Here is a 13,812-nt window from a genome sequence, read left to right on the forward strand (position 1 = left end):
TGAAGGGATGCGACTGCGTGAAGACTCCCGGCCAACTGATGGCCAGTTCCATAAAGAAGATATTGCTGCCAGCGCTGCGCCAACGCGGCTTCGGCGGTAACGGCGTAGCAAACTTCGTTCGTTCCAGCGACGCGTATCGCGACTTCCTGTCGATCCAGTATTGGACGTATGGTGGCAGCTTCATCCTGGAGTTCAGTCGCATTCCGGCGAACTGGGTTGATCCTGACTCGGGGGAAGTGCCGAAGAGAGTGTTCGAGACCGATCCGCTGCTTAGGAAGCGCTTGATCGATACCGAGCAGCACAGGGACTTCCGTGGGTTTTCTTTCAAGGCTTTCGGCAGTGAGCAAAGCCGTTACGACCAACTGGCGGCTTCGGTGGTGGCGTTGTTGCCACAGGTGGAGGCTTGGTTGGAGAGCGGAACGCAGGGGCCGAATATTCACTGATTGCCCGTGGTGCCTGCCTGTTCTGTGGGCGGGCTGTAAGGCTTGATGGCTATTGGTCGCTTTGGACCGTTGCGTAGCCCGGGTAAGCGCAGCGCACCCGGGAGGTTGGGATCTCCATGTGTTTCAGGTTGCTCGCGGATTGCCCCGGGTGCGCTGCGCTTAGCCGGGCTACGTGGCTGCCGGTGGCCTTGGATGGGGCGCGCTTGTTTCAGGGCCAGGCTCGGTTTGCCGTTGTTCGTGGTCGTGCCCTGCCTGCAGGTGAACGGCAGGTCGTTTGGACCGGCTTTCTTGCGGTTTCACTCCGCTTTCCGCGCCCGGCAGGCTATCTTTGCCGCGGGTCGCTGGCGACCCATTCATTTTGGGCGGCTGAGGCCGGTTTGGCGCGTTCCGCGCTGCCGGGGCCGTTGGGTCTTTCAGGAGAGTGAAGTGGCAAATGTTGGGAAGCGACGTCTGGTCAGTGTGCTGCGTGGCGTCGGTCGGGTCCTGTTGGCATTGGTGTGCCTGGGCATGGGGATCTGGGGCGGGTTTGCGCTGTGGTACCAGTTCCCCGGCAACGTGGTGACCAAGGTGGTCGCCGTGCTGGTGTGGTGTGTGCCCAGCATCTGGGCGGTGCGGGCCGGCTTTGGGCCGGTGCGGCGCTGGCACTCGTTGGCGGTGTTTGGCGGGCTGTTCGCGGTGATGCTGATCTGGTGGGCGACCATCACGCCGAAGCAGGACCGGGTCTGGGCCGACGATGTGGCGCAGCCGCTGCACGCGCGCATCGAGGGCAATCGCTTGCTGATCGACAACGTGCGCAATTTCCATTGGCGTACCGAAACCGACTACGACGTGCGCTGGGAGCAGCGGGAATACGACCTGTCGCAGGTGCAGTCGGTGGATATGATCCTGTCCTACTGGATGGGCCCGGCCATTGCCCACACGCTGGTGTCGTTCGGCTTTGCCGATGGTCGCCAACTGGTGTTCTCGCTGGAGATCCGCAAGGAGCGCGGCGAGTCGTTCTCGGCGCTGGGCGGCTTCTTTCGCAAGTTCGAGTCGGTGCTGGTGGCCTCCGATGAGCGCGATATCGTGCTCACGCGCAGCAATGTGCGTGGCGAGGATGTCTATCTGTACCGCCTGCATGGGCTGAGCCCGGACAAGATGCGCGAGCTGCTGCATTTCTACGTGGACCGCGCGCAGCAGTTGGAGCAGGCGCCGCGTTTCTACAACACGCTCACCAGCAATTGCACCACGGTGGTGTTTGAGCTGATGCGCCGCATCCAGCCCAAGCTGCCGCTGGATTACCGCTTGCTGGCCTCCGGCTATTTGGCAGAGTATGCCGAGGATGTCGGCGGGCTCACCCCGGGGATGCCGTTGGCCCAGTTGCGGCAAGCCGGGCGCATCACCCAGCGTGCCCGTGATGCAGGTGATGTCGCTGATTTCTCTTCCCGGATACGCGCTGGCGTGCCCGGCATCCCCGCCCCAGGAACTGACCCATGACCCACACCCCGCAGACATGGATACGCCGGCTGTTGCCGGTAGTCGCGGTATTGGCGCTGCTGCTTTCCAGCGGTTGCGCGATGGTGAAGATGAAGTCGGTGAGCAATACCGACTATGTAATGCAGAAACGTGGCGACATCCTCAGTACCGGAAAGCTCAGTGCCTTGTCGCAGGAGTCGCTGTCGGTCATTGGCTTGACCGAAAGTGATTGCAGCAAGGACCTGCCCGCCTGCCGGCAGACGGTGGCCAGCAATGATGGCCTGCAGTCCGAGCAGCGCCTGTCCACGCTGGCCGAGCTGTGGATGCAGCAGGCGCTGGCGCTCACGCCCAAGGCCAAGGGCAACGAACCCATCGAGCTGCCGCCGGCGGCCTTGAACGCCTGGCTGGAAACCGCCCGTTATTCCTATCTGTACCTGTTCTTCAGCGGACGCAGCCCCGCCGAGCGCGCCCTGGAAGACCGGCTTACCCAGGTGCGCGACTACTACAACTACGCCACCGAGCAGGCTGCCTCGGTGGTGTTCCAGCGCACCCGCGCGCGGGCGCTGGAAGGGGAAGACATCAACCGGCCGGTGCAGGTGGACGATTGGACCATCCGTGCCGAGTTCGATGAACTCAAGCTGCAGGGGGTGCCCAAGCAGCTGGTGGCCGCTTCGTCGGTGAGTTTCGCCGGCCTGCGCAGTTCCTATCGCCGCGACGGCTTTGGCGCCGAGCTGGTGGCCATGATGGAGGCACCGGCGCTGGCGCAGGCGGTGGAAGTGGAGGAGCGCGAGCAGGATCTGCCGGTCTACAGCGAGATGCCGGCCATCAACGTGACCGCTGTACTGAACTTCAGCGGCAATACGCTGGAGGAAATACTGGCAAGCCGTGATGTGCAGCTGCAGGCCTATTCGCCCGACCAGTCCAGCATCCAGATCCGTGGGCAGGAAGTGCCGCTGGCGGCCAACTTCACCGCTGCCTATGGTCTGTGGCTGGCGCAATCGGGCTTTGCCACCGAATCACTGCGCACCTTGTTTGGCCGTGGCGAGGGCATCCGTGAGCCGCATATCTACCTGATGCAGCCCTACGATCCGAACAAGCGCATCATCTTCATGCTGCACGGCCTGGCCAGCAGCCCGGAGGCCTGGGTGAACCTGGCCAACGAGATCATGGGTGACGAGGAGATGCGCGAGCACTACCAGGTGTGGTCGGTCTATTACCCAACCAATGCCCCCATCGCGCTGAATCGCTACACCATCAGCAAGGCCTTCAACGGCACGCTGCGCCACTTTGATCCGAATGGGACCGCACCGGCATCGCATGACATGGTGTTCATCGGCCACAGCATGGGCGGGGTAATCGCGCGGCTGATGCTCAGTGACTCGGGCGAGGTGCTGTGGAACAACCTGCGCGAGCGCTACAACCTGCAGGGTGAGCGGCTGGCGCGGGTCGAGGCCAAGCTTGGCCCGGTGCTGCACTTCACCCCGCAGCCGAACGTGGAGCGGGCGATCTTCCTGGCCTCACCGCACAAGGGGACGGATGCGGCAGGCAACCGGCTGGGGCGTCTGATCGGCAGGCTGGTGCGCTTGCCGCTGACCATCCTCGGCGCGTTCGGCGATGCCTTCATGGCCTTGCAGGACCCCGGCGAGACCGACGGCAAGAAACCCAAGGAACCGGTCATCACCAACAGCATCGAGAACCTCAAGGCCAGCGATCCCTTCATCAAGGCGTCCTCGGCGCTGCCGATCGTGCCAGGCCTGAAGTACCACTCCATCATCGCCAAGCGCAAAGCCGAGGTGCCCACGCCGGAGTCGGACGATGGCCTGGTGCCGTACTGGAGTGCGCACCTGGATGGCGCCTTGTCGGAGAAGGTCATCGTGTCCGGCCACAGCGTGCAGGAGACGCCGGAGGCGGTGCTGGAAGTGCGCCGCATCCTGCGCCAGGACCTGCACGAAGTCGAAGGCGTGGACAGCAAGCATTGAGTTGCCGCCGGGCCGTGCAGGGCGGCCCCGCAGCCACGCACTCAGCTGAGGCGGCGGCCCACCACGGTTGCCAGGGCAGCCAGCAGCAGCGTCACCACGAAACACAGCAGGTAGCCGGTGGATTCATTGCCGGCTACCAGCGCGGCAAACAGCGAGCCGGAGATCGCCAGCGTCGAGGCGACGGCAATGCCCTCGCTCAGCTGCAGGGCCGAGCTGTTGGCGCCCTGCTCGTGGGGGGCTGACAAGGACAGGGTCAGCACCGACAGGCTGGGATAGATCAGGCCCATGCCCAAGCCGGTGATCGACCAGCCGGCCAGAGCCAAGGCCAAGGGCACGGCGGGGTACAGGGTCAGTGCGGTCACCAATAGGCCGATCAACATCAGCCAGGTGCCAGTCTGCAACATGGCGTGGCGGCTCCAGCCGAAACGCTGGTGGCCCTGCATCCACGAGCCGGAGAACCACCCCAGCGCGCCCAGGCTGAGCGCAGCGCCGGCCCATAGCGGCGACAGCTCGCGCTCGCGTTGCAGCAACAGCGGCAGGAAGGCTTCGCAGCCGAAGAAGGCCGAGGCGGCAATGCCGCGCAAGGCAATTACGCTGGGCAGGCCGCGGCGCAGCAGCAACGTGCCGCCGGGCAGCAGATGACGCGCACAGAAGATCAGTGCAATCACCGCCGCCGTCATCACCGCCACCGCCTGCGCACCTTGCAGCTGTCCGCCGACATACAGCAACAGCGCGGCCAGCGCCGTGCCTATTGCCCAGCGCACCACCGGCCGCTGCTCGAGATCGCGGTGGATGTTGGTTTGTGTACTGCGCAGCGCCGGCAGCAGCAACCAGGCCGCCGGCAAGGCCAGTAGCGGCACGATCAGGAACACCCAGCGCCAGCTCAGGTGCTGCACGATCAGTCCACTCAGGCCCGGGCCGATCAGCGAAGGCACCACCCAGCCGGCCGAGAACGCGGCGAATACCTTCGGCCGCAGTGCCTCCGGATACGTGCGGGCGACAAGCACATACAGCGACACCGAGATCGCGCCGATGCCGATGCCCTGCAACAGGCGGCCGGCAATCAGCACCTCCATGCGCGGTGCCAGCCCGGCCAGCAGCAGGCCGATCAGGAAGCTGCCCAGGCCCAGCCACAAGGGCTTTGCCGGGCCTTGCTGGTCGCACAGGCGGCCGGCCACGGTCATGCCGATGACGCTGGTGGCCAGTGCGCCGCCGAAGGCCAGTGCGTACAGGCGCAGCCCGTCCAAGGCCTGCGCCACGCTGGGCATGGCGGCGGCCACGGCCAGCGCTTCAAAGGCAATCAGGGAGATCAGCGCCACCATGCCCACGGTGGTGGCACGGTAGTGGGGAGAGAGGATGGAATTGGCTGCCGGCGTGGCAGCTGTGTTGTGGGTGGAACGCATCGTGCGGCGCTGTTGCTTGAGTTGCTGCGGGAGGGCGGGCAGCATCACACCTCAATCATGGTTGAGGTCAAGTGATGTCCACGCGCGAACTGAGTGTAGGGGAAGTGGCGCGCCGCAGCGGCATTGCGGTATCGGCCTTGCACTTCTACGAGCGCAAGGGCCTGATCCAGAGCCAGCGTACGGCCGGCAACCAACGGCGTTACCAGAGCGATGTGCTGCGCCGGCTGGCGTTGGTACAGGCTGCGCAGCAGGTGGGCATACCGCTGCAGGTGGTGGCCGAACGACTGGCCGAACTGCCGGCGGGGCGGGCACCGAGCAGGGCCGATTGGGCGCGGATGTCGGCGCGCTGGCGCAAGGAGCTGGATGAGCGCATCGCGACACTGCAGTTCATGCGTGACCAGCTCAGCGATTGCATCGGTTGCGGCTGTCTGTCGCTCAAGCGCTGCGGGCTGTTGAACCCGCAGGACGTGCTGGGCCAGCAGGGCGAGGGGCCGCAGCGGGTGGCTTAGTACAAAGCTGCCGGCCACCTTTGGGTGCACCGGCAGCAGAAAGGCGGGCCAGCGTGTGTGGCCCCTGCAATCAGATTTCGGCTTCGATACCCGGCAAAGCCAGGCGCGATTTGGTCAACGCCATGCCCAGATTGGCGGTGCGGCGGCAGACGAACACCATCACGTAATCCGGGTAGCGCTTGCCGCGCATGAAGATGTGGATCAGGTTTTCGCTGTTGACGATGATCTCCTGGAAGTAGTGCGCGCCTTCCTGCTCCTGCAGGCCGCGGGCGCGGCGGAACATCTGCTCGATGCTGCGGATGTTCGGGCCCTGGTACAGGTCGGCGGTGGCGGCAGCCACCAGGTCCAGCACTTCGCGTGGGTGCGAATCCACGGTGCGTACCGACAGGAGCATGCCGGAGCTGATATCGACGTAGCCGGCGGCCACGCATTCGGGAATGGAGGCAACGGATTGCTGCAGGGTACTGTCCAGTGACATCAGGGGTTCCTTGGGGGAGGGGAAAGGCAAGGCCCAGCAGGCCGCTATGCGGCCTGCTGGCGAGTAGACGGGGGGATCAATCGCAGGCGCGGATGAGCAGGTTTTCTTCCAGCGCGTGCAGCAGGTCTTCCTGCTCCTTGGATTGCACGAAGCCCGGCTCGATGGTGCGCAGGCGTCGCAGTGCTTCCTCGGCGGTGAGGCCTTCGCGCACCAGCCAGGCGGCCAGCACCATGCCGGTGCGGCCCAGCCCGGCCAGGCAATGCACGGCGACCACTTCGCCTTCGCGCAGCATCACCTCGATCTTGGCCAGCAGCAGCTTGGCCCATAGCAACGGCGGTGCGCCGCGGTCGACGATGCCCAGGTGGTAGCTGCGCAACCCGTGCGGGGCCAGCAGTTCGGCCGGTGTCTCGCGTTCGGTCAGGTTGACCAGCACGGTGACGCCCATGCCGCGCAGCAGCGCCAGGTCATGGTCGGGGGCGAACACCACGCCCGGCATCGGGCACCCGGCCAGCTTGCCCGGCACCAGCCAATGGAAGCCGTTGGGGCCGCGCCGTGAGGGCGTTGCCGCCAGGCTTACCGGCGATGGTGCTGTGCGTTGGCCGGGCTGCTCGGCGCTGTTGGCCGGTTCGGCAGCCTGCGCAGGCAGCACCGGTGCGGTGACGCCGTCGGCCAGTTCTTCGGCGCGCGCATCCGGCGCCGGAACATGGCAGCTGCCGGTGCGCAGGAACTGCGCCAGCACCGGGTGCTGCGTGGGGTTGGCAAAGAAGTCGTTGGTGCTTGCGTCCACCTGTACCTGGCCGCCGGCCAGCAGCACGATGCGCGAGGCAAGGCGCCGGGCCTGGCCTTGGTGATGCAGGGTGACCAGGCAGCTGTGCTGTTCGGCCAGGCGCTGGATCAGCGCCAGTACCGGCTCGGCGTCGGCGGCTTCAAGCTCGCTGGTGGGCTCGTCGATCAGCAGCAGCGGGCTGCCGCTGAAGGCGGCACGCACGATTGCGAGCTGGCGGGCGAGTGCGCGCGGCAGATCGATCAGGCGTTGTTGCAGCCGCTCCAGCAGGCCGTCGGCGTGCAGTGCCTGCAGTCGTTGTTCCACCTGCTCGCGCAGCGTGGCCTGGCTGTTGCCCGCATGTTGGCGCAGCGCGGCGCTGAGGTTTTCCAGCACGCTGAAGCCCAGGTCGCGCGGTTGCTGCTGTACCAGAGCCGGGGGCAAACTGGCCGCTTCCAGTGCCTTGCCTTGATAGAGCAACTGGCCCCAGCGTTCGCCATGTGCGTTGTGCTGGCCGGACAGCGCCTGCAACAGGCTGGATTTGCCGGTGCCGGCCGGGCCCATCAGCACGACGCAGCCGGGGCCGTCCAACTGCAGGTCGATGCTGGCCAGCACCGTGCGGCGGCCACGGCTCATGCCCCAGCCTTGCAGCTGCAGCAGCGGAGGAACTGCGGTAAGTACAGGGGAGGTCATGACGTCTTGGCCGGCGCGGCCCCCAAGGTTGCAGCGCAGGCGGAAACTGAAGAGGGCGCCAGTATGGTTGGCGTGAAGGCCATGTCAATTTGACCTTGTGCTGATACCAGTCCTCTCTGGCGAACAGACAGGTTGTGTGCCAGTGGCCCCAGGCATTGCACTAGCTGATTGATTCGATGGGGAAAAACACACCGGCGCGGCGGCGCGTCACCGTGCTTTGCAGGGAGCGCAGGCGTGAAACAGTTCGCCTATTCCGATTAGGGGGTGATTCAGAAATTTCGCTGGAATCGCACGTTGCCCGCGCCGCTGGCGCTGCTTACCTGCAGGTCGATCCGCAGCTGGTCGCGTGCATGGGCATCCAGCTCGCCGATCAGGTCGGTGTAGTCACCGGTGCGCACCGCACGCAGCGCAACCTGCTGGCGCTTGCCGGACAGGTCGGTGGCGCTGGCCAGCACCGTGCCATCGCCCGGCAGTTCATCGCCATCGCGCAGTTGCCGCAGCGCCACCACCAGCAAGGCGCGATCGGCTTGCCGTTGCACGCCGTAGCTGCGGGCCACGGCGTCGTTCATGGCCAGGGTGGGCAGCAGGTTGTAGTGCACCCGCAGGCCGCCCAGGTCGGTGTAGCCGGGCTGGGCCTGTACGGGCTCGGCCTTGCGCGGGGTTTCCTGGGCCGAGCAGCCGGCCAGTGCGATCAGGGCAATCGACAACAGCGTTGGCAGGCGTGGCATGCAGGGCTCCCGGGTATGGATGACTCAGTCGTTGGCGGCGGACAGTTCGCCACCGCGGCGGGCGGCGGCGGCAATGGCATGTGCGGTGAGGGCTTCGAAGCCACCGGCCTGGAAGGTCTCGATCGCGGCCTGGGTGGTGCCATTGGGCGAGGTCACGCGGCGGCGCAGTTCGGCCGGCGCTTCACCGGCTTCGGTCAGCATGCGGGCGGCACCCAGTACCGTGTCCAGCACCAGGGTGCGTGCGGCCTCGGCCGGCAGGCCCTGCGCCAGCGCGGCCGCTTCCATCGCCTCGGCCAGCAGGAATACATAGGCCGGGCCGCTGCCGGAAACCGCGGTCACCGCATCCATCTGTGCTTCGTCGTCGATCCACACCGTGCGTCCGGCGCTGCTCAGCACCTGGTCGGCCTGCGCGCGCTGGGCGGGGCTGACACGGGCATTGGCAAACAGGCCGGTGACACCGGCACCGAGCAGGGCCGGGGTATTGGGCATGGCACGGACCACCGCCTGGTTGCCGCCCAGCCAACGTTCCAGCTGGCCAGCGGTGATGCCGGCGGCAATGGACACCACCACCGGTTGCTGCGCGGCTGCGGCCGTGGCCAGGGTGGCGCAGACCTCGCGCATCACCTGTGGCTTGACCGCCATCAACCACAGTCCGGCCTTGGCGGCGGCCTGGTCGGCATGGTCGTAAGTGTTGACCGCGAAGTCCTGCTGCAGGGCTTCACGCAACGCGGCCACCGGCTCGGCCACGTGCAGGCGTGCGGCCGGCATGCCGCGCCGGACCAGGCCGGCAATCAGGCTGCGGGCCATGTTGCCGCCGCCGATGAAGGCGATATCGGTGTCGGGCAGATCGGTGTGCGGGGTGTTGCTCATCTTCAGGCCTCGGTCGCAATCAGGGGGTGGGGCGCGGCCCGAACAGGGCGCTGCCGACGCGGACCATGGTCGAGCCGGCGGCAATGGCCTCGGCAAAATCCGCGCTCATGCCCATGGACAGTGTATCGGCCTGCGGGTGCGTGGCCGCCAGTGTGTCGAACAAGGCCTTCATCCGCGCCAGCGCGGACAGCCGCCGCGCGGCGTCGGGGAAGGGCGCCGGGATGGCCATCAGCCCGCGCAGGCGCAGCTGCGGTTGGGCGGCGATGGCGGCGGCCAGGGCCGGGATTTCATCGGGCTGGCAACCATGTTTGCTGTCCTCGTCGTCGATGTTGACCTGGATCAGCACGTTGAGCGCGCCGCGCGCGGCCGGCCGGTGCTGGGCCAGTGCGCTGACCAGCTTGGGCCGGTCCAGCGTCTGCACCCAGTCGAAGACCTGCGCGGCCAACTCGGCCTTGTTGGACTGCAGGTGGCCGATCAGGTGCCATTCCAGCCCCAATGCCGCCAGTTCGGCGATCTTGGCCGCGGCTTCCTGCACATAGTTCTCGCCGAAGGCCTGCTGGCCCTGGGCGGCCAGGGCGGCCACGGCGCTGGCCGGCTGCAGCTTGGAGACGGCCAGCAGGCGCACGTTGCGGGTGGGGCCGGCGGCTGCGGCAATCTGCTGCTGGAGTGTGGCCAAAGGCACGGTTTGCAAAGCATCTACCTCCTACACGGGAAGGCTATACTGCCCGTCAGGGGAAACACCTTCCAGATACTCGCAACGCAGGGGACACAGCGACGTATGGATATCGCAGAACTTCTGGCCTTCTCGGTCAAGAACAAGGCCTCCGACCTCCACCTTTCGGCCGGCTTGCCGCCGATGATCCGTGTGGACGGCGATGTGCGCCGCATCAACATCCCGGCGCTGGACCACAAGCAGGTGCATGCGCTGGTCTACGACATCATGTCGGACAAGCAACGCCGCGATTACGAAGAGTTCCTCGAGGTCGACTTCTCGTTCGAGATTCCCTCGCTGGCGCGCTTCCGTGTCAACGCCTTCAACCAGAACCGCGGCGCCGGTGCGGTGTTCCGTACCATTCCCTCGGAAGTGCTGACGCTGGAAGACCTGGGCTGCCCGCCGATCTTCCGCCAGCTGATCGAGCAGCCGCAGGGCCTGATCCTGGTTACCGGCCCGACCGGCTCGGGCAAGTCGACCACGCTGGCGGCGATGATCGACCACATCAACAAGAACGAATACGGCCACATCCTCACCGTCGAGGATCCGATCGAATTCGTGCATACCTCGCAGAAATGCCTGATCAACCAGCGCGAAGTGCACCGTGACACCCACGGCTTCAACGAAGCACTGCGTTCGGCACTGCGTGAAGACCCGGACATCATCCTGGTCGGCGAATTGCGTGACCTGGAAACCATCCGCCTGGCACTGACCGCGGCGGAAACCGGCCACCTGGTGTTCGGCACCCTGCATACCAGTTCGGCGGCCAAGACCATCGACCGCATCATCGACGTGTTCCCGGCCGGTGAGAAGCCGATGGTGCGCTCGATGTTGTCCGAGTCGCTGCGAGCGGTGATCTCGCAGGCGCTGCTGAAGAAGGTGGGTGGCGGCCGTATCGCCTCGCACGAAATCATGGTGGCCACGCCGGCCATTCGTAACCTGATCCGCGAGGACAAGGTGGCGCAGATGTACTCGTCCATCCAGACCGGCCAGCAGGTGGGCATGCAGACGCTGGACCAGAACCTGCAGGACCTGGTCAAGCGCAGCCTGATCACCCGCAACCAGGCCAAGGAATACGCCAAGGACAAGCGTCTGTTCGAGTAAGCAGCGAAGTGGGAATGGAGAGTCGGGAGTCGGTACAGCCGTGGCAGTTCCCGACTCCGTTCCCAGATCGCCGGCTTTGACGATTCCCTATTTGCGATTCCCCATTCCTGGCTCCGAGGGAGCATCCCATGAGTACCATCGATTTCACCTCGTTCCTCAAGCTGATGGCGCACCAGAAGGCCTCGGACCTGTTCATCACCGCCGGCATGGCGCCGTCGATGAAGGTCAACGGCAAGATCGCGCCGATCACGCAGACGCCCCTGACCGCGCAGCAGAGCCGCGACATGGTGCTCAACGTGATGACGCCGGCGCAGCGTGAGGAATTTGAAAAAAACCACGAGTGCAACTTCGCCATCGGCGTGTCGGGCGTGGGCCGTTTCCGTGTCAGCTGTTTCTACCAGCGCAACCAGGTGGGCATGGTGCTGCGCCGCATCGAGACGCGCATCCCCACCGTGGAAGAGCTGAGCTTGCCGCCGGTGATCAAGACGCTGGCCATGACCAAGCGCGGCATCATCCTGTTCGTCGGCGCCACCGGCACCGGCAAGTCGACCTCGTTGGCGGCGATGATCGGTTACCGCAACCAGAACTCGACCGGCCACATCATCACCATCGAGGACCCGATCGAATTCGTGCACAAGCACGAAGGCTGCATCGTCACCCAGCGTGAAGTGGGCATCGATACCGACAGCTGGGAAGCGGCGCTGAAGAACACCCTGCGCCAGGCGCCGGACGTGATCATGATCGGCGAAATCCGTACCCGCGAGGGCATGGACCACGCGGTTGCCTTTGCTGAAACCGGTCACCTGGTGCTGGCCACGCTGCACGCCAACAACGCCAACCAGGCAATGGACCGCATCATCAACTTCTTCCCGGAGGACCGCCGCAACCAGCTGCTGATGGACCTGTCGTTGAACCTGAAGGGCGTGGTGGCACAGCAGCTGGTGCCGACCCCGGACGGCAAGGGCCGCCGCGTGGCGATGGAAATCCTGCTGGGTACGCCGCTGGTGCAGGACTACATTCGCGATGGCGAGATCCACAAGCTCAAGGAAGTGATGAAGGACTCGGTGCAGCTGGGCATGAAGACCTTCGACCAGAGCCTGTTCGAGCTGTACCAGGCGGGCGAGATCAGCTACGACGACGCCTTGCGTTACGCCGACTCGCAGAACGAAGTACGCCTGCGCATCAAGCTGTCGCAGGGTGGTGATGCCAAGACCTTGTCGCAGGGTCTGGATGGCGTGGAGATTGCCGAGGTGCGCTGAGTCCTGGCCGCCCTTGGTGGTTTGAAAAGCCGCTCCCTGGGAGCGGCTTTTTTTGGGTTCATCGCGGAATACCGGGGAAGGCTGCGCGGATCTTCAGGAAGAAGTATTCCTGATCCCTGTATCCGTAGGCTCAGCGCTTGATGACCTTGATTGTGTTGTTGATGCCTTCGACGATGCTGGTGTTGAGCGGGTGTCGGCAGCGAGACAGGATCCCGTGTAGATAGGGCCTGAGGCGCTGTGCGAACAGGGCCAGGGCGGCGATTCCGCAGCCTTGGGCTTGTTCGAGCCAACGCCCCCATGCCTGTTTGGCCCATCCCTGTCGGCGGTAGAACCACAATCGCTTCAGCTCATCACGCATGAGGTAGGTGGTGAGCAGCGGTTGATTCGCCTCGAGCAGCTCGCTCAGCTGCACCGCTTGCTCCCGATCCAGGTTCTTGCGGTTGCGCAGTAGCAGCCAGCGACTGGACTTGATTACTCGGCGGGCCGGTTTATCGTGCCGCAGCTTGTTGGCCTGATCGACACGAACCCGGTCGATGACTTCGCGGCCGTACTTGGCCACCACATGGAACAAGTCGAAAACGATCTCGGCGCTTGGGCAGTTGGCCCTGATCTCCAATTCATAGGCCGTCGTCATATCGATTGCCACGGCGCGGATCTGCTCGGCAATACCGGCGGGCAGCTGCTTGAAGAAGGCCGCCGCAGTCTCGCGGGAGCGGCCGTTGCCTATCCACAACACCTGACGACTTATTGGGTCGACAACGACGGTCGCGTAGCGATGGCCCTTATGCAGCGCGAACTCGTCCATCGCCAAATAGTGGACCTGGCTCCAATCCGGCGGCTGGACGGTTTGCCGCAGCAAGGCTTTATCCAGTGATTTGACCGTATGCCACCCGAGCTGGAAGAAGCGGGCGACCGCCAGAATATTGCTGGAACCCAGCAATTGATTGACCGCCTCAGCCAGCCGGTCGGTGACTCGCTGATAGCGCCCCAGCCAGCTCAGCTTCTCCAGCCGCGGACCACCGCATTGATCGCACCAGACCCTACGCCGGGGAACCACCAGTGCTACGCGAAGCGCCATCATCGGTAGGTCCCGCACCCGGCGCACCGTCGTCTCATGCACCTGCCGACATCGGCTGCCGCAGTGCTCGCAATGCATCACCCGCGCAGATGGCTTGAGGTAGATCGTGACGGTACGGCTGCCATCCTCAGGCCACGTCACACGCTCCACCCGATAGCCCTCCCAGCCACCAAGCTTCTCGATCGTCTTCCGGTCCAGCATGGCCGCACCCTTGAGCCTAGGAAATCAGGACTAAAGGGTACTGCTGGTCAGCCGAGGCTCCACGCTAATCCGCGATGAACCTTTTTTTGTTGTGGGCAAGGGCAGGGGCAGGGGCAGGGGCAAGGGCAAGGGCAAGG

12 protein-coding genes and 1 pseudogene are annotated in these 13,812 nt (G+C 65.1%); 6 read left to right on the plus strand and 7 right to left on the minus strand.

Annotated features, from left to right (window positions below; all coding sequences use genetic code 11):
- The 3 genes from B2527_RS15630 to B2527_RS15640 form a co-directional block, all read left to right on the plus strand.
- Positions 1 to 443, plus strand: a 443-nt coding sequence (locus B2527_RS15630) for a hypothetical protein (RefSeq protein WP_293715654.1), incomplete at its 5' end; no start/stop codon positions are given.
- 507 nt (positions 444 to 950) lie between these two features.
- Positions 951 to 1,919: a DUF4105 domain-containing protein gene (locus B2527_RS15635; RefSeq protein WP_414717111.1), complete on the plus strand. Its 969-nt coding sequence runs from the start codon at positions 951 to 953 to the stop codon at positions 1,917 to 1,919.
- Complete coding sequence (locus B2527_RS15640; RefSeq protein WP_293715667.1) at positions 1,916 to 3,877, plus strand: lipase family alpha/beta hydrolase; 1,962 nt, start codon at positions 1,916 to 1,918, stop codon at positions 3,875 to 3,877. Before B2527_RS15635 ends, B2527_RS15640 begins: the two co-directional genes overlap by 4 nt.
- A gap of 41 nt (positions 3,878 to 3,918) precedes the next feature.
- Here the strand turns inward: B2527_RS15640 and B2527_RS15645 are convergent, their stop codons facing one another.
- Positions 3,919 to 5,280 (minus strand): MFS transporter, encoded by a 1,362-nt coding sequence (locus tag B2527_RS15645; RefSeq protein WP_293715682.1) that lies wholly within the window; start codon positions 5,278 to 5,280, stop codon positions 3,919 to 3,921.
- Between the two features lie 74 nt (positions 5,281 to 5,354).
- Between B2527_RS15645 and soxR the strand changes: the two genes are divergently transcribed.
- Complete coding sequence (gene soxR, locus B2527_RS15650) at positions 5,355 to 5,789, plus strand: redox-sensitive transcriptional activator SoxR (RefSeq protein ID WP_293715669.1); 435 nt, start codon at positions 5,355 to 5,357, stop codon at positions 5,787 to 5,789.
- 70 nt (positions 5,790 to 5,859) lie between these two features.
- On the opposite strand, the gene B2527_RS15655 is transcribed toward soxR, so the two are convergent.
- The 5 genes from B2527_RS15655 to B2527_RS15675 all read right to left on the minus strand — a co-directional run bounded on the left by B2527_RS15655 (position 5,860) and on the right by B2527_RS15675 (position 10,003).
- Positions 5,860 to 6,267, minus strand: coding sequence for a hypothetical protein (locus tag B2527_RS15655; protein WP_293715671.1), 408 nt, complete (start codon positions 6,265 to 6,267; stop codon positions 5,860 to 5,862).
- A 76-nt stretch (positions 6,268 to 6,343) separates the two neighbouring features.
- On the minus strand, positions 6,344 to 7,723 hold the full coding sequence (locus B2527_RS15660; RefSeq protein WP_293715672.1) for an ATP-binding cassette domain-containing protein: 1,380 nt from the start codon (positions 7,721 to 7,723) through the stop codon (positions 6,344 to 6,346).
- A gap of 269 nt (positions 7,724 to 7,992) precedes the next feature.
- Positions 7,993 to 8,451 carry a DUF4426 domain-containing protein gene (locus B2527_RS15665; protein ID WP_293715674.1) on the minus strand — a complete coding sequence of 153 codons (459 nt, stop codon included), beginning with the start codon at positions 8,449 to 8,451 and terminating at the stop codon, positions 7,993 to 7,995.
- A gap of 24 nt (positions 8,452 to 8,475) precedes the next feature.
- Positions 8,476 to 9,321, minus strand: coding sequence for a pyrroline-5-carboxylate reductase (proC, locus tag B2527_RS15670; RefSeq protein WP_293715676.1), 846 nt, complete (start codon positions 9,319 to 9,321; stop codon positions 8,476 to 8,478).
- 19 nt (positions 9,322 to 9,340) lie between these two features.
- A complete protein-coding gene (locus B2527_RS15675; RefSeq protein WP_293715684.1) occupies positions 9,341 to 10,003 on the minus strand; it encodes a YggS family pyridoxal phosphate-dependent enzyme in 663 nt (220 codons plus the stop codon).
- Positions 10,004 to 10,099: 96 nt separating this feature from the next.
- On the opposite strand from B2527_RS15675, the gene B2527_RS15680 reads away from it, so the two are divergent.
- Positions 10,100 to 11,137 (plus strand): type IV pilus twitching motility protein PilT, encoded by a 1,038-nt coding sequence (locus tag B2527_RS15680; RefSeq protein WP_293715678.1) that lies wholly within the window; start codon positions 10,100 to 10,102, stop codon positions 11,135 to 11,137.
- Positions 11,138 to 11,265: 128 nt separating this feature from the next.
- Positions 11,266 to 12,396 carry a PilT/PilU family type 4a pilus ATPase gene (locus B2527_RS15685; RefSeq protein ID WP_293715680.1) on the plus strand — a complete coding sequence of 377 codons (1,131 nt, stop codon included), beginning with the start codon at positions 11,266 to 11,268 and terminating at the stop codon, positions 12,394 to 12,396.
- 58 nt (positions 12,397 to 12,454) lie between these two features.
- Here B2527_RS15685 and B2527_RS15690 read toward each other — a convergent pair.
- Positions 12,455 to 13,675: pseudogene (locus B2527_RS15690) on the minus strand (ISL3 family transposase).
- Positions 13,676 to 13,812 lie beyond the last annotated feature (137 nt).

The sequence above is a fragment of the Stenotrophomonas sp. UBA7606 genome (assembly GCF_002477705.1).
In the GTDB taxonomy this organism is placed as follows: domain Bacteria; phylum Pseudomonadota; class Gammaproteobacteria; order Xanthomonadales; family Xanthomonadaceae; genus Stenotrophomonas.

Coding starts and splice junctions, on each gene's coding strand:
- B2527_RS15635 (WP_414717111.1), top strand. CDS start 951: ATGGGGATCTGGGGCGGGTTTGCGCTGTGGTACCAGTTCCCCGGCAAC.
- B2527_RS15640 (WP_293715667.1), top strand. CDS start 1,916: ATGACCCACACCCCGCAGACATGGATACGCCGGCTGTTGCCGGTAGTC.
- B2527_RS15645 (WP_293715682.1), bottom strand. CDS start 5,280: ATGCGTTCCACCCACAACACAGCTGCCACGCCGGCAGCCAATTCCATC.
- soxR (WP_293715669.1), top strand. CDS start 5,355: ATGTCCACGCGCGAACTGAGTGTAGGGGAAGTGGCGCGCCGCAGCGGC.
- B2527_RS15655 (WP_293715671.1), bottom strand. CDS start 6,267: ATGTCACTGGACAGTACCCTGCAGCAATCCGTTGCCTCCATTCCCGAA.
- B2527_RS15660 (WP_293715672.1), bottom strand. CDS start 7,723: ATGACCTCCCCTGTACTTACCGCAGTTCCTCCGCTGCTGCAGCTGCAA.
- B2527_RS15665 (WP_293715674.1), bottom strand. CDS start 8,451: ATGCCACGCCTGCCAACGCTGTTGTCGATTGCCCTGATCGCACTGGCC.
- proC (WP_293715676.1), bottom strand. CDS start 9,321: ATGAGCAACACCCCGCACACCGATCTGCCCGACACCGATATCGCCTTC.
- B2527_RS15680 (WP_293715678.1), top strand. CDS start 10,100: ATGGATATCGCAGAACTTCTGGCCTTCTCGGTCAAGAACAAGGCCTCC.
- B2527_RS15685 (WP_293715680.1), top strand. CDS start 11,266: ATGAGTACCATCGATTTCACCTCGTTCCTCAAGCTGATGGCGCACCAG.